Source organism: Oleiagrimonas citrea (assembly GCF_012395255.1).
GTDB lineage: Bacteria > Pseudomonadota > Gammaproteobacteria > Xanthomonadales > Rhodanobacteraceae > Oleiagrimonas > Oleiagrimonas citrea.
Genome location: NZ_JAAZQD010000001.1, coordinates 153,346 through 178,249, shown reverse-complemented (window position 1 = coordinate 178,249; position 24,904 = coordinate 153,346). Strand labels below are relative to the sequence as shown.

The following is a 24,904-nucleotide window of genomic DNA, read 5'->3' as shown; positions in this document are numbered from 1 at the left end:
CAAGGAGAATAAAGTGGCGAAAGTAACCAAGTCATTCCAGTACGGTAAGCATGAAGTCACACTGGAGACGGGCGAAATCGCCCGTCAGGCATCCGGTGCGGTTCTGGTCAAGATGGGCGGCACCGAGGTGCTGGTCGCGGCGGTCGCCGCCAAGACCCAGCGCGAAGGGCAGAGCTTCTTCCCGCTGACCGTCGATTACATGGAGAAGTTCTACTCCGCGGGTCGCATCCCGGGTGGCTTCTTCAAGCGCGAAGGTCGTCTGACTGAGAAAGAGACGCTGACCTCGCGTCTGATCGACCGCCCGATCCGCCCGCTGTTCCCGGACGGCTTCAAGAATGAAGTGCAGATCGTCGCCACCGTGGTCTCCATGGACCCGGAAATCGACGGCGACATCCCGGCCATGATCGGTGCCTCCGCGGCGCTGTCGCTGTCCGGCGCGCCCTTCAAGGGCCCGATCGCCGCCGCTCGTGTCGGCTATACCAATGGCGAGTACGTGCTGAACCCCAGCGTGTCCGAGCTGGCCGATTCCGAATTGGACCTGGTCGTCGCCGGTACCGCCAATGCGGTGTTGATGGTGGAGTCCGAGGCCAACCTGCTCAGCGAGGAAGTGATGCTGGGTGCGGTGATGTTCGGTCACAAGCAGATGCAGGCCGCGATCCACGCGATCGCCGAGCTGGCCACCGAGGCCGGCAAGCCGTCCTGGGACTGGGACGCACCGGCGCGCGATCAGGCGCTGGTCGACGCGGTCAAGAACGCCGTCGGCAGCCGTCTGGACGAAGCCTTCCAGGTGCACGACAAGCTGCAGCGTCGTGACGCCATCGCCTCCATCAAGGCGGACGTCATGGAATCGCTGGCCGAGCAGGCCGAGACCCACGGCTGGAGCGCGGAAGCGCTGGCCGGCGAGTTCGGCGAGCTCGAGTACCAGACCATGCGCGGCAGCGTGCTGAAGACCAAGGTGCGCATCGACGGCCGCAATCTGGACGACGTGCGTCCGATCACCGTTCGTGCAGGCGTGTTGCCGCGTGCCCACGGTTCGGCGCTGTTCACTCGCGGCGAAACCCAGGCGCTGGTCGCCATCACCCTGGGCACCGCGCGCGACGCGCAGATCATCGACGCGCCGGCCGGCGAGTCGAAGGATCCGTTCCTGTTCCACTACAACTTCCCGCCGTATTCGGTGGGCGAGTGCGGCCGCATGATGGGTCCGAAGCGCCGCGAGATCGGCCACGGCCGTCTGGCCAAGCGCGGCGTGCAGGCCGTCAAGCCGAGCATGGAAGAGTTCCCGTACGTGGTCCGCGTGGTCTCCGAGATCACCGAGTCCAACGGCTCCTCGTCCATGGCGTCGGTGTGCGGTTCCTCGCTGGCCATGATGGACGCGGGCGTGCCGCTGAAGGCGCCGGTTGCGGGCATCGCCATGGGCCTGGTGAAGGAAGGCGACGATTTCGTCGTGCTGTCCGACATCCTCGGCGACGAGGATCACCTGGGCGACATGGACTTCAAGGTCGCCGGTACCTCCGAGGGCATCTCCGCCCTGCAGATGGACATCAAGATCGACGGCATCACCGACGAGATCATGAAGACCGCACTGGCGCAGGCGCGTCAGGGTCGTCTGCACATCCTCGGCGAGATGGCCAAGGCGCTCGATACCCCGCGTGCCGAGATGAGTGAGTACGCCCCGCGTCTGCTGACCATCAAGATCCATCCGGACAAGATCCGTGAGGTCATCGGCAAGGGCGGCGCCACCATCCGCTCGATCACCGAAGAGACCGGCGCGACCATCGACATCAGCGACGACGGCACCGTGGTCATCGCCTCGGTCAACCGTCCCGCCGCCGATGCCGCGAAGAAGCGCATCGAACAGATCGTGGCCGACGTCGAGCCGGGCCGCATCTACGAGGGCAAGGTCGCCAAGCTGATGGACTTCGGCGCGTTCGTGACGATCCTGCCGGGCAAGGACGGTCTGGTCCATGTCTCGCAGATCTCCGAGGAGCGTGTGGAGAAGGTCTCCGACAAGCTCTCCGAAGGCGACATCGTCAAGGTCAAGGTGCTGGAAGTGGACAAGCAGGGCCGTATTCGCCTGTCCATGAAGGCCGTGACCGAGGACGAGAAGTCCACGTCGTAAAACGCGTCCGGTTCTTCGAGAACGCAAAAGCCCGGCATGTTTGCGCATGCCGGGCTTTTTGTTTCCGGTGATGCCCGATGACATGACGTCGTGTGTCGCTCCGCGCGATAATCGCGCTTTGTCCTTTTCGGAATTCATGATGACCGCAATCGCCGATCATGACAGCATCCGCGCCGTGCAGTGGTGCGGGGACTGTCTGCGCCTGCTCGACCAGCGCCGCCTGCCTGCCGAGGAATCCTGGCTCGAGTGTCGTTCGGCGCAGCATGTCCGTGATGCCATCGCCGACCTGGTCGTGCGCGGCGCCCCGGCCATCGGCATCGCCGCAGCCTGGGGTGTCGTGCTGGCTGCGCAGGCTGGCGAGGATATGCCGTCGGTGTTGCGGGATCTGCGTGCGGCGCGCCCTACGGCCGTGAACCTGATGTGGGCGCTGGACCGCATGGGCACCTGCATCGAAGCGGGAGCGGATGTCCAGGCGCTGACGCGGGAGGCGCAAGCCATTCAGGACGAGGATATGGCTGCCAATCACCGCATGGGCAAACTGGGCTCGGCGCTCATCGACCGCAGTTCAGGTGTGCTCACGCATTGCAATACGGGGTCGCTGGCGACCTCCGGTTTCGGCACGGCGCTAGGCGTGATTCGTGCCGGCGTGGCGGCGGGGCGCATCGAGCGGGTCTTCGCCGGCGAAACGCGGCCCTGGCTGCAGGGTGCGCGTCTGACCATGTGGGAACTGGTGCGCGACGGTATTCCAGCGAAACTGATTGCCGATTCGGCCGCGGCGCATTTGATGCGCGGCGGTCAGGTGCAATGGGTCATCATTGGCGCGGATCGCATTGCCGCCAACGGCGATGTGGCCAACAAGATCGGCAGTTATGCACTGGCCATCGCTGCGCGCCATCACGGCGTGAAATTCATGGTGGTGGCGCCGTCGACCACAGTAGACATGGCGACTGCACGCGGCGAGGACATCGAGATCGAGTTGCGCGATCCCAAGGAGTTGCTGGCCATTGCCGGCGTGCGCACGGTGGTCGATGGCGCCTCGGCCTGGAATCCGGTATTCGACGTCACGCCGGCGTCGTTGATCGATGCCATCGTCACCGAGTGCGGCGTGATCGAGCGTCCGGATACCGAAGGCATGCGCGCGATGTTTCCCGCACCGTGAGGCTGGCACGAGAAGCTTCGCTGTTCGCCGTCGGCGGCGTCATCGGCTTCATCGTCGATGCCGGCATCGTGCAGACGCTGGTGCGGATGGGCGGGTGGGACCCGTATCTGGCCCGAGTTCCCTCGTTTCTGGTCGCCGCCAGCGTGACCTGGTGGTGGAACCGACACTTCAGCTTCGCTCATCGTCGCGGCGACGACGCGCATCGCGAGTGGCTGCGATGGATGGCGGTCATGGGTGTCGGCGCGGTCATCAACTACGGGACCTACGCGCTGGTGCTGGCCCTGTCGCAGACCGCGCGTTCGTGGCCCGCACTCGGCGTCGCGGCCGGTTCTTGCGTGGCCGCGCTGGCTAATTTCGCGGGTGCGCGGAGGGTGGTCTTTCGACGCGTCGAATAGTTTCTGCAAGCAACTGAAATAATTGAGGTTTTATCGGGAAAGAAAGTGGCTGATGTGGTATACTCGGCGGGTTGTTCCCCGAGGCGAGCAAAGGCGCGTTTCCAAGCCGCGTTCGGGGCCCTTGTCGGTCAGATTTCAGGGAAGCAGGAATGGCAGAACTCGCCAAAGAAGTGATTCGCGTCAACATCGAAGACGAGATGCGTCAGAGCTATCTCGACTACGCCATGAGCGTGATCGTCGGGCGTGCCTTGCCCGATGCGCGCGACGGTCTCAAGCCGGTGCATCGACGCGTGCTGTACGCGATGAACGAGCTTGGCAACGCCTGGAACAAATCCTATAAAAAGTCGGCCCGCGTGGTCGGTGACGTTATCGGTAAATACCATCCGCACGGCGATTCCTCGGTCTACGACGCCATCGTGCGCATGGCGCAGCCGTTCTCGTTGCGCTACATGCTGGTCGATGGCCAGGGCAACTTCGGTTCGGTCGATGGCGATAATGCCGCAGCCATGCGTTACACCGAAGTGCGCATGTCCAAGCTTACTCATGAGCTGCTGGCGGACATCGACAAGGAAACGGTCGACTTCGGACCCAACTACGACGAATCCGAAAGCGAGCCGCTGGTGCTGCCGACCAAGGTGCCGGCGCTGCTGGTCAACGGCTCGGCCGGTATCGCGGTGGGCATGGCCACCAACATTCCGCCGCACAATCTCAGCGAAACAATCTCGGCGACCATCGCATTGATCGACGAGCCCACGCTGGGTATCGACGAGCTGATGGAGTACATCCCGGGGCCGGATTTCCCGACCGCCGGCATCATCAACGGCGCGGCCGGCATCGTGCAGGCTTACCGCACCGGTCGCGGCCGTATCCTGGTGCGCGCCAAGGCCGAGGTCGAGACCGAGCCGAACGGCCGTGAGACCATCATCGTCACCGAGTTGCCGTACCAGGTGAACAAGGCGCGGCTGATCGAGAAGATCGCCGAGCTGGTCAAGGAAAAGAAGATCGAGGGCATCTCCGAGCTGCGCGATGAGTCCGACAAGGACGGCATGCGCGTGGTCATCGAGGTGCGCAAGGACGCCATGGCCGACGTGGTGCTGAACAACCTGTTCCAGCAGACCCAGCTGCAGGTGACCTTCGGCATCAACATGGTCGCGCTGCTGGACGGCCGTCCGCAGCTGCTGGATCTCAAGCAGGCGCTGGAAGCCTTCATCCGCCATCGCCGCGAGGTGGTGACCCGCCGCACCATCTTCGAACTGCGCAAGGCGCGTGCGCGTGCGCACTTGCTGGAAGGTTTGACCGTCGCGCTCGCCAACATCGACGAGATGATCGAGCTGATCAAGACGTCCGATTCGCCGCAGATGGCGCGCGAGCGTATGCTGGCGCGTCGCTGGGAGCCGGGCATGGTCGGTTCGCTGCTGCAGGCGGCAGGTGCCGAAGCCTCTCGTCCCGAGGACATGGACCCGCGCGACGGCCTGAAGGACGACGGCTACCAGTTGTCCGATAAACAGGCGCAGGAAATCCTGGCTATGCGTCTGCATCGCCTGACCGGGCTGGAGCAGGAGAAGCTCAGCGACGAGTATCGTCAGCTGCTGGACGTGATCCGCGGCCTGATCGCCATTCTCGAGGATCCGGACAAGCTGCTCACGGTGATCCGCGAGGAGCTGGAAGCCATCAAGAACGACTACGGCGATCCGCGCCGCACCGAGATCCAGCACTCGCAGGAAGATCTCAATGTGCTCGACCTGATCGCGCCCGAGGACGTGGTGGTCACGCTGTCGCACACCGGCTACGTGAAACGCCAGCCGGCGACCACCTACCGCGCGCAGAAGCGCGGTGGCAAGGGGCGTTCGGCATCGGCGCTGAAGGACGAGGATTTCGTCGAGCAGCTGTGGGTGGTCAACACTCACGACACCCTGCTGACGTTCACCAGCACCGGTCGCGTCTACTGGCTCAAGGTCTACCAGATTCCCGAATCGGGTCCCCAGGCACGCGGCAAGCCGATCGTGAACCTGCTGCCGCTGGCCAAGGACGAGTATGTCCAGGCCGTGCTGCCGGTGCGCGAATACGAAGAAGGTCGCTACGTGTTCTTCGCGACCCGCAACGGCACCGTCAAGAAGACGCCGCTGACCGAGTTCGCCTTCCAGCTGCAGAAGGGCAAGATCGCCATCAAGCTGGGCGACGATGACGCACTGGTCGGCGCCGAGCTGACCAACGGCGACCGCGACGTGATGCTGTTCGCCTCCAACGGCAAGACGGTGCGTTTTGCCGAGAGCGAGGTTCGTTCCATGGGCCGTACCGCTGGCGGCGTGCGTGGCATGCGTCTGGCCGACGGCGCGCAGGTGGTGTCGATGATCGTGGCGCGCGAGGGCGACATCCTCACTGCCACCGAGCATGGCTACGGCAAGCGCACGCCGCTGGAGGACTTCCCGACCAAGGGACGCGGCATCCAGGGCGTACTCGGCATCAAGTGCTCGGACCGCAATGGCCCGTTGGTGGCTGCGGTGCAGGTGACCGACGACCATGAGTTGATGCTGATCTCCAATCAGGGCACGCTCGTGCGCACACGCGTGGCGGAGATCTCGCAGCTGGGTCGCAATACTCAGGGCGTGACGCTGATCCGTCTGCCCAAGGACGAGCATCTGGTCGGTGTGGTTCGTCTGGAAGTCGAAGAGGATGCCGAAGACGTCGAGGGCGAAGCCGGTGGTGAAACCGCTTCGGATGAAGTGACGGTCGATCCGGCCGCGCCGGCTGCCGATGCAGAAGGCGATCCGGCGGCGCCACAGGGCGAGTAGTTCGTCTTTGCGGGGAATCGGAGCCGGCGGGTTGTAGCAACCCGCCGGCTTTTTCGTGTCAGCGGGCCTTGATGGCCTGCAGCATGGCTTCGGCGCTGGAGACCCGGAACTCGCCCGGCGCCTCCACATGCAGGATCTTCACCACGGCATCCTCGGCGTAGAGCGCGAAGCGCTGGGCGCGCAGGCCCATGCCGAATCCGCTGCCGTCCAGTTCCAGCCCCAGTGCGCGGGTCAGCTCGGCATTGCCGTCGGCGAGCATGACAAGGTCGTCCGGCACGTTCTGCGAGCGTGCCCAGGCATCCATGACGAAGGCGTCGTTAACGGCCATGCAGGCGACCTCGATGCCGTGTTCCCGGAACTGCGGCATGTGCTGGATGTAGCCCGGAAGGTGCTGTTCGGAGCAGGTCGGCGTGAAGGCGCCGGGTACCGCGAACAGGACGACCTTGCGGTCGTCGAAGACTTCCTCGCTGGTGACGACGTCGACACCGTCGCGGATGCGGGTGAGGGTGGCGTGGGGGATGCGTTCTCCGACGCAGATGGTCATGAGTCTCGTTCTCCTTGGGGAATGCTGCGGTGGCAGGGCGTCTACTTGAAAGCCTCGCGCGGGCACCCATCTTGCCAGACAAGCGGGTACGGTCCCGCACCCCATCAAGGAGACATCGTCATGAGTATCACCCGTTACCATCCTTGGAACAATCAGGGCGGTCTGCACAAGGACTTCAAGCAGATGCTCGAGCGCTACTTTGGCGAGGACACCGGCGATCAGTCCGATGTGGTCACGAGTCAGTGGACACCGCGCGTCGATATCCGCGAGGAAAGTGACGGTTTCGTGATCTTCGCCGATATCCCCGGCGTGGATCCGAAGGACATCGAGATCAGCATGGACAAGGGCATCCTCTCGATCCGCGGCGAGCGCCGCAACGAGAGTCGCGAGAAGAGCGACAAGTACACCCGCGTGGAGCGTTCGCACGGCGTGTTCTACCGCCGTTTCGCGCTGCCCGACAGTGCCGACGCCGACGGTGTCAGCGCCAAGGGGCGTCACGGCGTGCTGGAAATCCGCATTCCCAAGAAGCCCGAAAGCACGCCTCGTCGCATCAATATCGACGCAGGCGAGTAAACTGCGTACGTTCCGTGTCACGCAGCCCTGCGCGTCGCGTCTTCGCGCGCGCAGGGTCTTTGTCGCGGCGCGGTTCATCCGTGCCGTTTTTGTTTGAGGAGTCCCGATGGAGTTCAAGGATTACTACGACATCCTCGGCGTCGATAGTTCGGCCAGCGAGTCCGACATTCGCACGGCGTACCGAAAGCTGGCGCGCAAGTACCACCCGGATCGCAACAAGGAGCCGGATGCCGAGGAGAAGTTCAAGGCGATCAACGAGGCCCATGAGGTCCTGAAGGACAAGCAGAAGCGTGCGTCCTACGATCAACTGCGCGCGGGCGGTTACCGAGGCGGCGACTCGTTCCAGCCCCCGCCGGGCTGGGGGCAGGGCGGTGGTGGTGCGCAGTTCGACTTCGGCGGCGGCGATTTCAGCGATTTCTTCGAGTCGCTGTTCGGTCGCGGCGCGGCGCGTCATGCCGGGGCGCATCAGCAGCGCCCGATGCGCGGACGCGACGTGAAGGCGCACATCGACATCGATCTGCATACGGCCTACGCGGGCGGCAGCACGCGTGTCAGCCTGCACGATGGCGCCGGCGATGAACGCGTGCTGGAAGTGAAGATTCCCGCGGGTATCGAATCCGGCAAGGTGATCCGGCTCAGCGGTCAGGGACATCCGGGCATGGCGGGTGGCCCGTCCGGCGATCTGATGCTGGAGGTCGGCATTCGTCCCGATTCACGCTTCCGTCTCGATGGGCGGAACGTCGGGTTCACGCTGGCGATCACGCCATGGGAAGCTGCGCTGGGCGCGAAGGTTCCGGTGCCGACGCTGGGTGGAACGGTCGATCTGCAGATTCCCGCGGGTTCGCAGAGTGGCCGCAAACTGCGCCTGAAGGGGCGCGGTTTGCCGGGCAAGACCGCGGGCGACCAGTTGGTCACGCTGGAGATCCATGCGCCACCGGCCGACAGCGACGAGAACAAGGCCGCGTACGAGGCATTCAGCAAGGCCTTCCCGGATTACGATCCGCGGTGATGGTTCGTTGTGGGGTAATTCCCGCGCACAAAAAAACGGAGCCGCTTGGCTCCGTTTTTTTGTGCCATCGGGAAGCGTGCGGACTCAGTCGGCCAGCAGTTCCTGGATGGTCTTGGACAACTCGCCTTCGTTGATCGGCTTCGTCACGTAGCCCTTGGCGCCCTGGCGCATGCCCCAGACGCGGTCCGTGTCCTGGTTCTTGGTGGTGACCAGCACGATCGGAATGTGCGAGGTCTCCTCGTCCTTGCTGATAGTACGCGTGGCCTGGAAACCGTTGAGGTTCGGCATGACCACGTCCATCAGGATGAGGTCCGGCTTTTCGCGCTTGGCGGCCTCGACGCCGGCGGCGCCATCTTCGGCGGTCATGGCCTCGTGGCCGAGCTGTTCGACGATTCGCTTGATGCCCAGCAACTGCGACGGCGAGTCGTCAACGATCAGAATGCGCGCCATGTAGGATTCCCCATGCTGCGTGTGTGGTGAAAAAAACAATACGGTCCATTCTACGTCCCCCGCGTGTTCCGGCCAAGCCAAAAATGGTCCGGAAAAAGGGTTTTGCATTGAATGGATTGTGAGCCCAAGTTGAAGTGAAATATCAGTCCTTGGGTGTGATCTGGACCACGCTTCGGCCGAATGAACGACCGGCCAGCATGTCCTCGAACAGCGCCGGTAGAGCGTCCATGGTCAGCGTGCGCGTATGGATGCGGTCGAGGTGCGCGGGTTTCCAGTCGTCGGCCAGGTGCTGCCATACGCGTTCGCGCTGGTCGCGCGCCGTGCCCGCGGAGGCAACGCCGAGCAGGTTCACGCCGCGGATGATGAACGGCATGACCGTGGTGTCGAGTTTCGGACTGGCGGCCAGGCCGCAGCAGGCCACGTTGCCGTAGGGCGCCGTGGTGGCCAGGAGTCCTGCCAGCATGTCGCCGCCGACGCAGTCGAACGCACCGCCGAACCGGGCCGATTCCATCGGCTTGCCGCTGAAATTCAGCTCCTTGCGATCCAGGCATTCCCGTGCCCCGAGTTCGTGCAGGAAGTCGAATCGATCGCGCTTGCCGCTGATGGCGTGCACCTCGTAGCCGGCCTGGCTGAAGATGTCCACGCCGAGCATGCCGACGCCACCGGTGGCGCCGGTGATGGCGATGGGACCGAGCTCCGGCTTTTGCCGGTTGTCCTGCATGTGCAGCAGCGCCAGACCGGCGGTGAATCCGGCCGTGCCGAGAATCATGGATTCTTTCAGGCTCAGTCCGGGGGGCAGGAGAATCGTCCACTGCGCGGGCAGGCGCACGACTTCGCTGTAGCCACCGTCGCGCGTTTCGGATAGGCCGCAGCCGGTGCACAGTACGGCGTCGCCTTCCTTGAACGCGGCGTCGGTCGAGGCGATCACGTGACCGGCGACGTCGATGCCGCCATTCAGCGGAAAGGTCCGCAGAATCTTGCCTTTGCCGGTGCCGGCCAGGGCGTCCTTGTAGTTCACCGACGAATACGCGGTGCGGATCACGACCTCGCCTGGCGAGAGGTCATCCAGATGCAGGGACTCGACGCCGGCGCGATAGCCGTCGTCGTCGTTGTGGATGCGGAACGCGCGGAAGGTGTCGCGCATGGCGTGGAACCTCCGTGTAGGGCATGGCGTCGACGCGGGATGCGGACACGGCATGCGGGGAAACGGCCCGCGGCAGTGCGCCGCGGGCCGGGTGGATCAGTTGGCCTTGTGGATCGCGCGCTTGTCGACCGACAGCGCGGCCTCGTGCACGGCCTCGGACAGCGTCGGGTGCGCGTGGACGATGCGCGCCAGGTCCTCGGCGGAGCCCTTGAACTCCATGGCCACGACGGCCTCGGCGATCAGTTCGGACACGCACGGTCCGACCATGTGCACGCCAAGCAGGCGATCGGTCTCGGCGTGAGCGATTACCTTCACCTGGCCGGCGGTGTCGTTCATGGCCACGGCACGGCCGATGGCGGAGAACGGGAAGTTGCCGGTCTTGTACGGGATGCCCTCGTCCTTGCACTGCTGCTCGGTCTTGCCGGCCCAGGCCACTTCCGGCTCGGTGTAGATGACCCACGGAATGGTGTCGTAGTCGACGTGACCGGCCTTGCCGGCGATCAGTTCGGCGACCATGACGCCTTCCTCGGAGCCCTTGTGCGCCAGCATCGGGCCGCGCACGCAGTCACCGATGGCCCAGACGCCGTCGACGCCGGTCCAGCAGTGCTCGTCGACCTCGATGCGGCCACGCTCGTCGGTCTTCACGCCGGTGCCGTCGCCCAGCAGGCCTTCGGTGTAGGCGCGGCGGCCGACGGCCACCAGCAGCTTATCGACAGTCAGCTTCTGCTCGCCGTTCTTGTCCTCGTAGGTGACTTCGACCGTGGTTTTCTTGGCCTCGGCCTTGCTGACCTTGGCGCCCAGGTGAATGTCCAGGCCCTGCTTCTTGAACTCGCGTGCGGCGACCTTGGCGATGTCCTGGTCGGCGGCGGCGAGGAAATCCGGCATGGCCTCGATCACGGTGACTTCAGCACCGAGGCGGCGCCACACGCTGCCCAGTTCCAGGCCGATCACGCCGGCGCCGATCACGCCCAGGCGCTTCGGCGTCTTGTCGAAGTCCAGCGCGCCGGCGTTGTCGACGATCAGCTTGCCGTCGAACTTGGCGAACGGCAGCTCGACCGGCACCGATCCGGTAGCGAGGATCACGTTGACCGCTTCCAGCGTCTGCGTCGAGCCGTCCTTGCCGGTCACTTCGACCTTGTTGCCCGCGAGCAGCTTGCCGGTGCCGAAGAAGGACGTGACCTTGTTCGACTTGAACAGCATGCCGATACCGCCAGTGAACTGCTTGACGATCTTGTCCTTGCGGCCAACCATCGTCTTGACGTCGATCTTGGCGTCCTTGGTGCTGATGCCGTGGGCGTCGAAATGGCTGGTGACGTTCTCGAACTGGCGCGAGGAATCGAGCAGCGCCTTGGACGGGATGCAGCCGACATTTAGGCAGGTGCCGCCCAGCGCCTGCTTGCCGTCCTTGCCCTCGAAGGCGTCGATGCAGGCGGCCTTCAGGCCCAGCTGCCCGGCGCGGATCGCGGCCACATAGCCGGCGGGGCCGCCGCCGATGACGATGACGTCGAATTTCTGTTCGCTCATTGCTTCGCTCGCGGAATGAAAGAGGGTGGGTCGTTCGGGGCGCGGCGCGCGGCCGCGCCCCGAGAAGCGGGGCTCAGAGTCCCAGCAGCATGCGGTGCGGATTTTCCAGCTGGTTCTTGATGTCGACCAGGAACAGCACTGCATCCTTGCCGTCGATGATGCGGTGGTCGTAGCTGATGGCGATGTACATCATCGGCGCGGCGACGACCTGGCCGTTCTCGACCACCGGGCGCTCCTTGATGGTGTGCATGCCCAGGATCGCGCTCTGCGGCGGATTCACGATCGGCGTGGACATCAACGAGCCGAAGGTGCCGCCATTGGTGATGGTGAAGGTACCGCCCTGCAGGTCATCCAGACTCAGCTTGCCGCTGCGCGCCTTGGCCGCGAAGTCGCCGATGGCCTGTTCGATCTCGGCGAAGCTCATGTCCTGCGCGTCGCGCAGCACCGGCGTGACCAGGCCCTTGTCGGTGGACACGGCGATCGAGATGTCCTGATAGCCGTGATAGATGATGTCGCCTTCGTCGACCGAGGCGTTGATGACCGGATGGCGCTTCAGCGCCTCGCACACGGCCTTGACGAAGAAGCTCATGAAGCCGAGCTTGACGCCGTGCTCGGCCAGGAACTGCTCGCCGAAGTCCTTGCGCATCTGCTTGACCTTGGCCAGGTTGACCTCGTTGAAGGAGGTCAGCATGGCGATGGAGTCCTTGGACTGCATCAGGCGTTCGGCAATGCGCTTGCGGATGCGGGTCATCGGCACGCGCTCTTCCGGACGCGCGCCCAGCGTGGCCGGTGCCGCAGCGGCTGCGCCGCCGCCCTTGCCGTGCTTGACCAGGTCTTCCTTGGTCACGCGACCGCCACGACCGGTGCCTTCGACCTTGCTGGCGTCGATGCCTTCCTCGGTGGCCACGCGGCGGCCGGCCGGGGACAGATCCTCGCTGCCCTTGGCCGCTTTCGGCGCTTCGGCCTTGGCGGGCGCCGGGGCGGGTGCCTCGGACTTGGTCTCGGCCTTGTCGTCGCCGGACGGCGCCGGCGCGGCCGCGCCTTCCTCGATCAGGGCGATGACCTGCTCGCTGTTGACGGTGTCGCCGGACTCGAACTTGATCTCCTTCAGCACGCCGTCGACGGGCGAGGGCACTTCCAGGACCACCTTGTCGGTTTCCAGGTCGACCAGGTTCTCGTCGCGACTGACCGCGTCGCCGGCCTTCTTGTGCCAGTCGGCGATGGTGGCGTCGGAAACCGATTCGGGAAGTACCGGGACTTTGACTTCGATGGCCATGGGGTTGTCCTGTTGAGTATGGCGTGATGCGTGTGTGGAGGAGACGGGTTATTCGGCGGTGTGGCCGTCGCTGATCGGGTCGACCAGCGCCTGTTCGACCAGCGCCTTCTGTTCGGCGGCGTGCGTGTTGGCGTGACCGCAGGCCGGTGCGGCGGAGCGCGCGCGGCCGGCATAGGACAGCTTGTACTTGCCGTCCGTGCAGGCCTGCAGATGATGACGGATCTGGAACCACGCGCCCTGATTCATGGGCTCTTCCTGGCACCAGATGACTTCCTTGGCGCCGGCGTGCTTGTTCAGTTCCTCGATCACGCGTTCACGCGGGAACGGATACAGCTGCTCGACGCGCACGACGGCGACGTCGGTCAGTTCGCGCTGCTCGGCTTCCTCGAACAGGTCGTAGTAGACCTTGCCCGAGCACAGTACGACGCGCTTGGCCTTCTTGGCCTGCTTCAGGCGCTGGTCACCGATCACAGTCTGGAACTGGCCCGAGGCCAGCTCATCCAGGCTGGACACGGCCAGCTTGTGGCGCAGCAGCGACTTCGGCGTCATCACGATCAACGGCTTGCGCACGCGGCGCAGCATCTGCCGACGGATCATGTGGAAGGTCTGCGCCGGGGTAGTCGGCACGCACACCTGCATGTTGTTGAGCGCGCACAGTTGCAGATAGCGCTCCAGGCGCGCCGAGGAATGCTCGGGACCCTGGCCTTCATAGCCGTGCGGGAGATACAGCACCAAGCCGCACAGGCGATTCCACTTCGACTCGCCGGCGCTGATGAACTGGTCGATGACCACCTGGGCGCCGTTGGCGAAGTCGCCGAACTGCGCTTCCCAGATCACCAGCGTCTTCGGGTCGGCGGTGGCGTAGCCGTACTCGAAGGCCATCACCGCTTCCTCACTGAGCAACGAGTCGATGATCTCGACGTTGCGCTCGGCATCAATGTCGGCCAGGGGCAGGGCGGTCTTGCCGCTTTGCTGGTCGTGCAGCACGGCGTGACGATGGAAGAAGGTGCCGCGGCCCGAATCCTGGCCGACCAGGCGCAGGTCGTAGCCTTCCTGGATGAGGCCGGCGTAGGCCAGGTTCTCGGCAAAGCCCCAGTCGGTGGGCTGCTCGCCCGCGGCCATGGCGCGACGTGTCTCGTAGATCTTGTTGACGCGCGACTGCAGCTTGAAGTCTTCCGGAGTCTTCAGGATGACATCGAGCAGTTCGGACATGGCCTTGCGGTCCAGACCGGTGTCGAGGTCCTCGTCCAGCTTGCCGCCGATGTGCTGGCTCCAGGAGAACGCGGTGCCGCCCTGTTCCGTGTTCAGGTCGGTGACCGGGCCGCCGCTCTCCAGCAGTTCGCGGTAGCGGTCGACCAGCCCCTTGGCGTGCTTGTCGTCGATGACGCCGGCCTTTTCCAGGCGCTCGGCGTAGATCGCGCGCGGCACCGGGTGCTTGCGGATGACCTGGTACATGAGCGGCTGCGTTGCGGCCGGCTCGTCGGCTTCGTTGTGGCCGTTGCGGCGGTAGCAGACCAGGTCGATGACCACGTCTTTCTTGAACTGACGGCGGAATTCGAAGGCCAGCTGGGCGACCTGCACCACGGCTTCCGGGTCGTCGCCGTTGACGTGGAACACCGGCGCGTTGACCATTTTCGCGACGTCGGTGCAGTACAGGGTCGAACGTGCATCGCGCGGATCGGAGATGGTGAAGCCGACCTGGTTGTTGATGACCACGTGGACGGTGCCGCCGACGGCGAAACCGCGGGCCTGCGACATTTGCAGGGTCTCCATCACCACGCCCTGGCCGGCGAAGGCGGCATCGCCGTGGATCAGCAGCGGCAGGACCTTGTCGTGGCAGGCCTCGCCGCGGCGCGTCTGGCGTGCGCGCACTGAGCCGATCACCACCGGGTCGACGATCTCCAGATGCGACGGATTGAAGGCCATCGCCAGGTGCACGCCGTTGCCGCTGGGTGTCTGCACGTCGGCCGAGAAGCCCATGTGGTACTTCACGTCGCCGCTGTATTCGGGGTCGTCTGGATGCTGGAACTTGCCCTCGAATTCGTCGAACAATTCCGACGGCGGCTTGCCCAGCATGTTTACCAGCATGTTCAGGCGGCCGCGGTGGGCCATGCCGATGACCAGCTCGTTGACCTGATCCTCGCCGCAGCGGCGGACTAGGGAGTCGAGCATCGGGATCAGGCTGTCTCCGCCTTCCAGCGAGAAGCGCTTCTGGCCGACGTAGCGGGTGTGCAGGTAGCGTTCCAGACCGTCGGCGGCGGTCAGGCGCTCAAGCACGCGGCGCTTCTCTTCATCGCTCAGGCCCGGTTCGCCGGCGGCCTTCTCCAGACGGGAGTAGATCCAGCGGCGCTGCTCGTGGTCGCTGATGTGCATGAACTCGGCGCCGATCGACCGCGTATAGGTCTTCTTCAGGCGCTCCAGCAGATCGCGCAGCTTCATGCGGCCAGCGTCGCCGCCGCAGTAAGTGCCGGTGTCGAACTCGGTGTCGAGGTCGGATTCGGCCAAGCCGTGGAAGGGCAGACCCAGATCCGGCGCTGGCAGCTTGTTGGCCAGTTTCAGCGGATCGAGATCGGCGCCCAGGTGCCCGCGCGAGCGGTAGGCGGTCATGATGCGCAGCACGCCGGCTTGTTTGCGGGCATGCTCGTCGCTCATCGGCACACCGGCGTTGCCGTGGCGATCGCGCTGGCGTTGCGCGGCCTCGATACGGGCGATGATGGCCGAATGCGGCACGTCGCCGCTCTGGCTCTGGGGCAGCTTGGCGAAGTAGTCGGCCCAGGATTGGGGAAGCGCCGACGGGTCGGAAAGCCAGGTTTCGTACAGTTCCTCGACGTAGTCGGCGTTGCTGCCGAGTTGCGAGGATTCCATGAATTCGCGGATCAGGTTTGCGCTCACGTCACCACCGGCAAAAACGAAAAGGGCGCGCTGGCGCACGCCGGAGGGTCGTTTCGGGTCGTTGCGGGCGACCTATTCGTCCGCAAGACTCAAAATCCCGTTAATTATAGCCACTCGTTACGGTGTTGGGACAAGGTTTCGGAACATGACGGGTGTGCATGCCCGGGTTTGTTCATAGTTCCAGACTGCGCAGCGCCGTGGCCGGAGCCGCTCGCTGCCAGACTTCGTCGAAGTAGGCGATCAGCTGATGACTGGTCCCGAGATTGAACGTCGCGCCGCGTCCGTCGAAGCGTCCGACCTGCGGCAGCATCAGGTAGCCGCCGTTGTCGTTGGCGAAGAAGGCCGAGGGGTAGGCGCGATCCTCGTCCTCGAGTGGCTGGCGCAGGTGCAGCGTGCTGGGCAGGCGCTGGACCAGGGGAATCAGGCGATGATCGTCGCGTAGCGCCTGCGCCGGGTCGGCCAGCAGCATGCGCACATCCGCGCCGCGTCCGGAGGTTGCCAGTTTGCGCACGGCGGTCAGCACTTCGTCATGATCGAGCACGCCGGGCGCGAGATCGCGATGGTGGACGACGAATGCATGCCGTGCGTCGGCGAGAAGTTGCAGTACGGACTCAACGACATCGCTGCAGGTTTCAGTCTGCAACAGTCGATAGGCGGGGCGCTCGACCGTGGCACCGCGTTCACCGGGGGCGGCCTCCAGCGGTTCCAGGTCGCGATGCATCGTGCGGTGCTCGATACCGGCTTCCATGAATGGTTCGCCCTCGGCCTGGAATCCGTGGCGCTCGTAGAAACCGATGGCGTGCACCTGCGCATGCAGACTCACTCGCGTCCAGCCGAGCGCGCGGGCGCGGTCGATCAGGGCCTGCAGCATGGCTGCGCCGACGTTGCGACCGCGCCAGTCGGCGAGCACCGCCATGCGGCCGATAGTGCGCTGTGGCGTCAGGCGGCCGGTGCCGATCGGCGTGCCGTCGGCGGCGCGGGCCAGCACGTGCTGGCAGTCGGGGTCCAGATCGTCCCATTCTTCCTCGATGGGCACGTTCTGTTCCTGGATGAATACGACGTCACGGATCGCGCGCAGGGCGTCGCGATCAGCCTTCCAGTCCGCAGGCTCGACGTGGTAGTCGGCGGACAGTGTCACTTGGCGCGGCCTCGCTTCAGCGCCAGATGCCCGTCATTGATGAGTTCCAGCAGCACGTCCTGCGCGGCTTCGTCGGGCGGTGCCTTGAGATACTGAATGCGTTCGCTGCACAGCCAGCGCGCCATGCTCAGGGTGCAGCGGTAGGCCTTGCCGGCGGCGAACAGCGTCGCGCCGCCGCGTCGACGCACCCACGCGAATCGCGTCCACGGGTGGCGCACGAAGGTGGCGCTGGCGGCCAGTGCGTTCAGCAGTTGCTTGCGCGAGCGGCGACGCGCCGGTGGCGCGGCGAACTGCGCGCTGCGGTAGCGGGTGATGAAGCAGCCGAACCATTCGGCCAGCGCGTCGCGGGATAGCAGTTCGGCCGCCGGACCCAGGCGCTCGCTGAGACGGTTCAGCGCGGCTTCGTCGATTTCGCCCGGCGTCGGCGCGGGGCGCAGATCCGGGTCGCGGTAGCGTTCGTTCTCGGGCAGTTGTTCGGCGACATGCTCGACCAGGTCCAGCAGCAGTTCGGACTGTGCCGGTGCGCGCATGCCGATGGAGAAGGTCAGGCAGGCGCCCTCGGCGACGCCGTCATGGGCGATGCCCGGCGGCAGGTACAGCATGTCGCCCGGTTCCAGCACCCAGCTGTGATCGGGCGTGAACTGGCGCAGCAGCTTCAGTTCCACGTCGTCGCGGAAATCCTGCGGCGCGTCGGGATTGCTGTCGATGGACCAGTGACGGCGTCCCATGCCCTGCAGCAGGAACACGTCGTACTGGTCGACGTGCGCGCCCACGCCGCCGCCATTCTCGGCGTAGCTGACCATGACATCGTCGATGCGCCAGGAGGGCAGGAAGCGGAACGGATTCAGTAGCTGTGCAACATCGGCGTCCCACTTGTCGACGTCCTGCACCAGCAGGGTCCAGTCTTCCTCGGGAAGCTGGGCGAACTCGTCTTCCTCGAACGGTCCCTGACGCAGTTCCCAGGTGTCCTGCTCGCGGTCGCGGAGGACGATGCGCGATAGCGCGGCCTCTTCGCAGGCCAAGCCGCCCAGATCCTCGGCCTGCAGCGGCAGCTCGAAGTTGGGGAAGGCGTTGCGGATCAGCAGCGGATGCTTCTGCCAGTACAGTTCGAGGAAACGCGCGGCGGGCATGCCGAGCGGTTGCCGGGACGAACCACGGACCTCGATCGGGAGGGGCGTGCTGGAACGTGTGCGTGCGGTCATCGGCGTATTGTACCGGTTGGTTCGTCGTGTCAGGAATGCGTTCGCGCCAGGCGTCGCAGCGGCGTTCAGGGCAGGAGTTGCGCGAAGCGGAGATGGAATCCGTCGGGTGCGGCGATGCTGAAATCGCGCAGGCCGTAGCGGCGGTCGGCCAGCTCGCACGCGATCGGGAGACCGGCTTCCTCGATCCGGCGGCGGATCGCGTCCACGTCGTCGACGACGATGCGCAGGTTGCACCCGCGCGGCCAGGTCTCCGGCACGGAGGCATCGCGGACCAGGAACAGGCGGCAGCCGTGACCGGTTAGTGCGACGAAGTCGCCGTGGCGACGCTCGATGGCGAATCCGATCGCGGTGTAGAACGACAGGGACGTCTCGAGCTGCGACACCTGCAGCTCGATGACGCCCTGTGCGCGGCGCTCGTCGACCTGGCCGACCGCGCCGTCCTGCGTCATGCGTTGCGCGCCAGGTCCGCGGCCAGGCCGATGTAGCCGGCAGGCGTCAGGTCCAGCAGTCGCTGCTTGTCGGCCTCGGGGAGGTCGAGCTGGCCGATGAATTCGCGCATCGAGTCGCGCGTGATGCCGCGGCCGCGCGTCAGCGCCTTCAGCTGCTCGTAGGGATTGGGCAGGCCGTAGCGGCGCATCACCGTCTGCACGGCCTCGGCCAGCACTTCCCAGTTGGCGTCGAGATCGGCGGCCAGGCGCTCGGGGTTGACCTCCAGCTTGCCCAGACCCTTCTGCAGCGAGGCCAGCGCCACCAGCGTGTGGCCGAAGGCTGTGCCCAGTCCGCGTAGGACAGTGGAATCGGTCAGGTCGCGCTGCCAGCGGCTGATCGGCAGCTTCTCGGCGAAGTGGCCGAGCAGGGCGTCGGCGACGCCGAAGTTGCCCTCGGCGTTCTCGAAGTCGATCGGGTTGACCTTGTGCGGCATGGTCGAGGAGCCGACTTCGCCTTCCTTCAGCGCCTGCTTGAAGTAGCCCTGCGAGATGTAACCCCAGATGTCGCGCGCCAGGTCGATCAGGATGACGTTGGCGCGGCGCACCGCGTCGCAGTACTCGGCAACGCCGTCGTGCGGCTCGATCTGCGTGGTGTACGGGTTCCAGTCCAGGCCCAGGCCCTCGACGAAGCGCTGCGAGAAGGCACGCCAGTCGACCTCGGGATAGGTCACGGCATGGGCGTTGTAGTTGCCCACCGCGCCGTTGATCTTGCCTGGGACCTCGACGTTCGCCAGCTGGCTGCGCTGGCGGGCCAGGCGCGCGACGACGTTGGCCAGTTCCTTGCCCAGTGTGGTCGGCGAGGCGGTCTGGCCGTGCGTGCGCGACAACATGGGCAGGTCGGCATTCGCATGTGCCATGTCGCGCAGACGACCGATCACGGCATCGAGCTGCGGCAGCAGTACGGCTTCGCGCGCATCGCGCAGCATCAGCGCGTAGGACAGGTTGTTGATGTCCTCGCTGGTGCAGGCGAAGTGCACGAATTCCTTCGCCGGACCGAGTTCGGGGTCGTCGCCGATGCGTTCCTTGATGAAGTACTCGACGGCTTTCACGTCGTGGTTGGTGGTCGCCTCGATGTCCTTGATGCGCTGACCGTCTTCGACCGAGAAGTCGTCGGCGATGGCCTGCAGGCGTGCTGCTGCGGCGGCGGAGAAGGGCGCCAGTTCGGCGATGCCGGGTTCGGCGGCCAGCGCCAGCAGCCAGGCGATCTCGACGCGCACGCGACGGTGCATCAGGCCGTATTCGCTGAAGATCGGTCGCAGCGCCTCGACCTTGGAGGCATAGCGGCCGTCCAGCGGCGAGAGTGCGGTCAGCGGAGTCAGGGACATGAAACAGGCTTCCAGGGGGACCAGCGAACCATTGTAATGGAGATGCCCGCAGACCGTCCCGCTGCGCGGTCCGACGCGCCGTGATTATCTGCATCTTCACACGTCCTGTGCGAGCATGGTCGAGGACTTGTCGTGAAAAGCGCCGGCTGGAGTCCGGCTGGCGCGGGGAGTTCTGGATGAGCGCACGACCGCCGTACGATGAAATGCACGATGCCGAGGGCACAATTCGGCCCCACTATGCGCGCTTCGCCGAATGGATGAACGGCACGCAGGACGCACGCATCGCCCAGAAGCGAAGACAGGCGGAAATCTCGTTCCACCGCGTGGGCATCACTTTCGCCGTCTACGGCGAGGAGAGCGGCGGGGAGCGCCTGATTCCGTTCGACATCGCGCCGCGGATCATTCCTTCCGGCGAGTGGAAGGTGCTGGAGGCCGGCCTGATCCAGCGCGTGCGGGCCTTGAACATGTTCCTGCACGACATCTACCACGATCGCCGTATCCTCGAATTCGGCGTGCTGCCGGAGTCGCTGGTACTCCGCAACGCGCAGTACCGGCCGCAGATGCAGGGCATCGACCTGCCCAACGAGGTCTACGCGCACATCGCCGGCATCGACATCGTGCGCGCTGGGGAAGGCGAGTACTACGTGCTGGAGGACAATCTCCGCGTGCCATCGGGCGTGTCCTACATGCTCGAGAACCGCAAGATGATGATGCGCCTGTTTCCCGAGCTGTTCGCCGCACAGGCGGTGGCTCCGGTCGAGCACTATCCGGAATTGCTGCTGGAGACGCTGCAGTCGGTCGCACCGGAGGGCCTGGACGAGCCGGTCGCGGCTGTGCTCACGCCGGGTTCGTACAACTCGGCCTATTTCGAGCATGCCTTCCTGGCCCAGCAGATGGGCGTGGAGCTGGTCGAGGGGCAGGACCTGTTCGTCGACGACGAGACGGTCTACATGCGCACCACGCGCGGGCCGCGCCGCGTGCACGTGATCTATCGCCGCATTGACGACGATTTCCTCGATCCGCAGGTGTTTCGCACTGATTCGGTGCTGGGCGTGCCGGGGCTGTTCTCGGCCGTGGCGGCCGGCCGCGTGACCCTGGCCAACACGTTCGGCACCGGCGTGGCGGACGACAAGTCGATCTATCCCTACGTGCCGGAGATGATCCGCTTCTACCTGAGCGAGGATCCGATCCTGCTCAATGTGCCGACCTACAGACTGCGTCAGGACGACGACCGGCGCTACGTGCTCGAGCACCTGGATGAACTGGTGGTCAAGGAGGCCCAGGGCGCCGGCGGCTACGGCATGCTGATCGGTCCCACGGCCAGCAAGGCCGAGATCGAGACCTTCCGCCAGCGGATCCTGGCCGAACCCGAGCGCTACATCGCCCAGCCCACGCTGTCCCTGTCGACGTGCCCGACCTTCGTCGAATCCGGCGTCGCGCCGCGCCACGTGGATCTGCGCCCGTACGTGCTGTCCGGTAGCGAAACGATGGTGGTGCCGGGCGGACTGACGCGGGTGGCGCTGCGCGAGGGCTCCCTGGTGGTCAATTCCTCGCAGGGCGGCGGAACCAAAGACACCTGGGTACTGGAGGACTGAGCATGCTTTGTCGAACCGCGAGCGACCTGTACTGGCTGTCGCGCTATGTCGAGCGGGCCGAGAACATCGCCCGGCTGGTCGATCTGACCCAGCGTATCTCCCTGCTTCCCGAGCGTCTGGACCCGGGCAAGTCGGCCACCACGGCCTGGCGGCGTGGGCTGGACGCCCTCGGGCAGCTGGAGCTGTTCGGCGCGGCGCGCGGCGAGATCGAACCCGAGACGGTGCGGCAGTGGCTGATGCTGGACGCGGACAATCCGTCGTCGATCCACAACTGCCTGTTCCACGGTCGCGAGTTGGGCCGGGCCCAGCGCGGCGCGATCACCGCCGAGATGTATCAGGAGCTCAACACTTCCTGGCTGGATCTGGCCGAGGCGGGCGAGGGGGCTGCCGACAGCGACGGCGTCAGCGCGTTCCTGGAATGGGTCAAGACCCGTTCGGCGGCGTTCCGCGGCGTCACCTTCGGCACCATGGGACGTGACGAGGGCTATCACTTCATGGCGCTGGGCACGGCGGTCGAACGGGCCGACAACACCGTGCGCCTGCTGGACATCAAGTACGCCCAGTCCGAGGAACACGAGAGCAGCTCGCGGGACTTCATCCAGTATTACCAGTGGAGCGCGATGCTGCAGTCCATGTCGGCCTTCGAGACCTACCGCAAGAACTACCGCGATGCGGTCGATCCGCTGCATGTGTCGGAGATGATGATCTTCCAGCCGGACATGCCGCACTCGCTGACTGCGTGCACCCAGTCGATCCACCGAATCCTGGAGGTGTTGGCCCAAGACCCGCGCAGCGAAGTGGTGCGCAAGTCCGGCGCGCTCGCGGCGCGGCTTCGCTACGGCTGCATGAGCGAGGTGCAGGACCAGGGCATCAAGGCGTTCCTGGATGACTTCATGCAGCAGCTCCATGGCCTCACGCAGGCGATCGTCGACGCCTTCATGACCTCGACCGCGACCGGCAATGCCGGTTCCGTCGAACCCGGTCGCAACACCGGTGCGGTGGTAAGCTGACGGTCTTCTCCACCGTTGCGTTCCCGGGCACATTCAATGACGTACTGCATCGGCATGGGCCTCGACGAGGGGCTCGTCTTCGTATCCGACTCGCGCACCAACGCCGGCATCGACAAAATCGCCCGGTTCGAGAAGATGCGCGTGTTCGAGAATCCCGGCGAGCGCGTGATGGTGGCGCTTTCGGCGGGCAATCTCTCGGTCACGCAGAACGCGCTGAACCTGCTCGACCTGCGCGCCCGCAAGGACCCGCAGGCGGTCTCGCTGTGGAATGTGGGTTCGATGTTCGAGGCGGCCCGCTTGCTGGGCGATGCCATGCGCGAAGTGCGCGAATACGACGAGAAGTACCTGCGCGAGCAGAACATCGATGTCTCGGCGAGCTTCATTCTCGGCGGCCAGATCGCGGGCGAGACCCCGCGTCTTTTTCTGGTCTATTCCGAGGGCAATTTCATTGAAGCGCTGAATGACACCCCGTATTTCCAGATCGGCGAGATCAAGTACGGAAAGCCGATCCTGGACCGCATGATCCAACGCGGTTCCTCCCTGGAAGCGGGGGTGAAGTGCGCGCTGATCTCCTTCGATGCCACCATCCGCTCGAACCTTTCGGTGGGCGCTCCGATCGATCTCCTGATCTATCGCGCCGACAGTCTTCGTGTGGAGACTCGTGAAAGACTGATGGAGGACGACCCGTACCTGGCCCGCATCAACCGGGAGTGGGACGAGGGCCTGCACCGCGTATTCGACAGCCTGCCGGCGCACGACTGGTAGAGGTTCCGCCTGCAGTCACCGGATGGACGCCGCGGCTCGCTATAATGCCCGTTTTCATCGAGCCTTCACCCGGAGTCAGCATGAGCACGTTTCGAACCGAACACGACAGCATGGGCGAACTGCAGGTGCCCGCCGACGCGCTGTGGGGCGCGCAGACGCAGCGCGCCGTGGACAACTTTCCGGTCTCCGGCCTGCGCATGCCGCGCGAGTTCATCCGCGCACTGGGCTTGATCAAGGCCGCCGCGGCCGAGGCCAACGCCAAGCTGGGTCACATGCCTAAGGTGCAGGCGGCGGCGATCCGCAAGGCGGCCGACAAGGTCATTGCCGGCGAGGTCGACGACCAGTTCCCGATCGACATCTTCCAGACCGGTTCGGGCACCAGCTCCAACATGAACGCCAACGAGGTCATCGCGCATCTGGCCAGCAGTGCCAGCAATCGCAAGGTGCATCCGAACGACGACGTCAACTACGGCCAGAGCTCCAACGACGTGATCCCGACGGCGATCCACGTCAGCGCCACGTTGACCGCCAGCGAGCAGCTGCTGCCGGCGCTGAAGCATTTCAAGAAGGCCATCGACAAGCGCGCGCGCCAGCTCAAGAACGTGGCCAAGACGGGCCGCACGCATCTGATGGACGCGATGCCGGTGACCTTTGGTCAGGAGCTGTCGGGCTGGTCCGCACAGGTCGGTTCGGCCATCGAGCGCATCGAGGACGCGCTCAAGCGCATGCGTCGCCTGCCGCTGGGCGGCAGTGCGGTCGGCACCGGCATCAACGCCGATCCGAAGATCGGTCCGTCGGTGGCGATCGAACTGAAGAAGATGACCAAGGTGAAGTTCGAGTCGGCCGAGAACTACTTCGAGGGCATCTCCTCGCAGGACGCCGCGGTCGAGCTGTCGGGCGCGCTGAAGACCTACGCCGTGTCGCTGATGAAGATCGCCAACGACCTGCGCTGGATGAACTCCGGACCGCTGGCTGGCCTGGGCGAGATCGAACTGGAAGCGCTGCAGCCGGGCTCGTCGATCATGCCGGGCAAGGTCAATCCGGTGATCCCCGAGGCCGCCGCGATGGTCGCCGCGCAGGTGATCGGCAACGACGCCACCATCACCGTCGGCGGGCAGGCCGGCAACTTCCAGCTCAATGTGATGCTGCCGGTGATCGGCTACAACCTGCTGCAGTCGATCGAGATCCTGGCCAACATCTCGCGCCTGATGGCGGACAAGGCCATCGCGACCTTCAAGGTCAACAAGGACAACATCGCCGGCGCACTGGACAAGAACCCGGTGCTGGTCACGGCGCTCAACCCGGTGATCGGCTACGAGAAGGGCGCGGCCACGGCCAAGCAGGCTTACAAGGAAAAGCGTCCGATCATGGACGTGGCGCGTGAGACCACCGGCCTGTCCGACGAGGAACTGAAGAAGCTGCTGGATCCGGTCGAACTGACCAAGGGCGGCATCCACGGCAAGTAAGCGCGGATGGACGGCGTCTTGCCGTCTTCGATGTACGA

At 65.2% G+C, this 24,904-nt stretch carries 20 protein-coding genes; 10 read left to right on the top strand and 10 right to left on the bottom strand.

All coding sequences use genetic code 11. The features are described from left to right. Positions 1–13 precede the first annotated feature (13 nt). The 4 genes from pnp (at position 14) to gyrA (ending at position 6,465) form a co-directional block, all read left to right on the top strand. The gene (gene pnp, locus HF690_RS00715) at positions 14–2,119 is read left to right on the top strand and encodes a polyribonucleotide nucleotidyltransferase (protein WP_113065011.1); all 2,106 of its coding nucleotides are present in this window, start codon (positions 14–16) and stop codon (positions 2,117–2,119) included. A 136-nt stretch (positions 2,120–2,255) separates the two neighbouring features. Next, positions 2,256–3,278, top strand: a complete 1,023-nt coding sequence (gene mtnA, locus HF690_RS00710; protein ID WP_168608109.1) for an S-methyl-5-thioribose-1-phosphate isomerase — start codon at positions 2,256–2,258, stop codon at positions 3,276–3,278. Beyond that, positions 3,275–3,673: a GtrA family protein gene (locus HF690_RS00705; protein ID WP_113065010.1), complete on the top strand. Its 399-nt coding sequence runs from the start codon at positions 3,275–3,277 to the stop codon at positions 3,671–3,673. Before mtnA ends, HF690_RS00705 begins: the two co-directional genes overlap by 4 nt. 149 nt (positions 3,674–3,822) lie before the next feature. Further along, positions 3,823–6,465 (top strand): DNA gyrase subunit A, encoded by a 2,643-nt coding sequence (gene gyrA / locus HF690_RS00700; protein ID WP_168608108.1) that lies wholly within the window; start codon positions 3,823–3,825, stop codon positions 6,463–6,465. Positions 6,466–6,523: 58 nt separating this feature from the next. On the opposite strand, the gene HF690_RS00695 is transcribed toward gyrA, so the two are convergent. Beyond that, positions 6,524–7,009 (bottom strand): peroxiredoxin, encoded by a 486-nt coding sequence (locus HF690_RS00695; protein ID WP_168608107.1) that lies wholly within the window; start codon positions 7,007–7,009, stop codon positions 6,524–6,526. A gap of 120 nt (positions 7,010–7,129) precedes the next feature. Between HF690_RS00695 and HF690_RS00690 the strand changes: the two genes are divergently transcribed. Together HF690_RS00690 and HF690_RS00685 are read left to right on the top strand one after the other, a co-directional pair. Beyond that, positions 7,130–7,582: an Hsp20/alpha crystallin family protein gene (locus HF690_RS00690; protein ID WP_168608106.1), complete on the top strand. Its 453-nt coding sequence runs from the start codon at positions 7,130–7,132 to the stop codon at positions 7,580–7,582. Positions 7,583–7,688: 106 nt separating this feature from the next. Continuing rightward, the gene (locus tag HF690_RS00685; protein ID WP_168608105.1) at positions 7,689–8,591 is read left to right on the top strand and encodes a DnaJ C-terminal domain-containing protein; all 903 of its coding nucleotides are present in this window, start codon (positions 7,689–7,691) and stop codon (positions 8,589–8,591) included. Positions 8,592–8,675: 84 nt separating this feature from the next. Here HF690_RS00685 and pilH read toward each other — a convergent pair whose 3' ends face one another. The 9 genes from pilH to purB all read right to left on the bottom strand — a co-directional run bounded on the left by pilH (position 8,676) and on the right by purB (position 20,030). Then, entirely contained in the window at positions 8,676–9,041 is a 366-nt protein-coding gene (gene pilH, locus HF690_RS00680; RefSeq protein ID WP_113065005.1) for a twitching motility response regulator PilH, read from the bottom strand. Between the two features lie 142 nt (positions 9,042–9,183). After that, entirely contained in the window at positions 9,184–10,185 is a 1,002-nt protein-coding gene (locus HF690_RS00675; RefSeq protein WP_168608104.1) for a YhdH/YhfP family quinone oxidoreductase, read from the bottom strand. Between the two features lie 96 nt (positions 10,186–10,281). Then, positions 10,282–11,709, bottom strand: coding sequence for a dihydrolipoyl dehydrogenase (gene lpdA, locus HF690_RS00670; protein WP_168608103.1), 1,428 nt, complete (start codon positions 11,707–11,709; stop codon positions 10,282–10,284). Positions 11,710–11,782: 73 nt separating this feature from the next. Beyond that, positions 11,783–12,985 carry a dihydrolipoyllysine-residue succinyltransferase gene (gene odhB, locus HF690_RS00665; protein ID WP_168608102.1) on the bottom strand — a complete coding sequence of 401 codons (1,203 nt, stop codon included), beginning with the start codon at positions 12,983–12,985 and terminating at the stop codon, positions 11,783–11,785. 48 nt (positions 12,986–13,033) lie between these two features. After that, a complete protein-coding gene (locus HF690_RS00660; protein WP_113065001.1) occupies positions 13,034–15,877 on the bottom strand; it encodes a 2-oxoglutarate dehydrogenase E1 component in 2,844 nt (947 codons plus the stop codon). Positions 15,878–16,049: 172 nt separating this feature from the next. Further along, positions 16,050–17,015, bottom strand: coding sequence for a GNAT family N-acetyltransferase (locus HF690_RS00655; RefSeq protein ID WP_240601786.1), 966 nt, complete (start codon positions 17,013–17,015; stop codon positions 16,050–16,052). Continuing rightward, entirely contained in the window at positions 17,012–18,217 is a 1,206-nt protein-coding gene (locus tag HF690_RS00650) for a cupin domain-containing protein (RefSeq protein ID WP_113065000.1), read from the bottom strand. Before HF690_RS00650 ends, HF690_RS00655 begins: the two co-directional genes overlap by 4 nt. A gap of 65 nt (positions 18,218–18,282) precedes the next feature. Then, complete coding sequence (locus HF690_RS00645) at positions 18,283–18,666, bottom strand: VOC family protein (protein WP_168608101.1); 384 nt, start codon at positions 18,664–18,666, stop codon at positions 18,283–18,285. Then, a complete protein-coding gene (gene purB, locus HF690_RS00640) occupies positions 18,663–20,030 on the bottom strand; it encodes an adenylosuccinate lyase (RefSeq protein ID WP_168608100.1) in 1,368 nt (455 codons plus the stop codon). The genes HF690_RS00645 and purB overlap by 4 nt, the downstream gene beginning before the upstream one ends. A 176-nt stretch (positions 20,031–20,206) precedes the next feature. Between purB and HF690_RS00635 the strand changes: the two genes are divergently transcribed. The 4 genes from HF690_RS00635 to HF690_RS00620 all read left to right on the top strand — a co-directional run bounded on the left by HF690_RS00635 (position 20,207) and on the right by HF690_RS00620 (position 24,866). Then, positions 20,207–21,625: a circularly permuted type 2 ATP-grasp protein gene (locus HF690_RS00635; RefSeq protein WP_113064997.1), complete on the top strand. Its 1,419-nt coding sequence runs from the start codon at positions 20,207–20,209 to the stop codon at positions 21,623–21,625. Positions 21,626–21,627: 2 nt separating this feature from the next. Next, entirely contained in the window at positions 21,628–22,635 is a 1,008-nt protein-coding gene (locus HF690_RS00630; protein WP_168608099.1) for an alpha-E domain-containing protein, read from the top strand. 36 nt (positions 22,636–22,671) lie between these two features. Further along, entirely contained in the window at positions 22,672–23,400 is a 729-nt protein-coding gene (locus tag HF690_RS00625; protein ID WP_168608098.1) for a proteasome-type protease, read from the top strand. An 80-nt stretch (positions 23,401–23,480) separates the two neighbouring features. After that, positions 23,481–24,866: a class II fumarate hydratase gene (locus HF690_RS00620; RefSeq protein WP_168608097.1), complete on the top strand. Its 1,386-nt coding sequence runs from the start codon at positions 23,481–23,483 to the stop codon at positions 24,864–24,866. Positions 24,867–24,904: the final 38 nt, after the last annotated feature.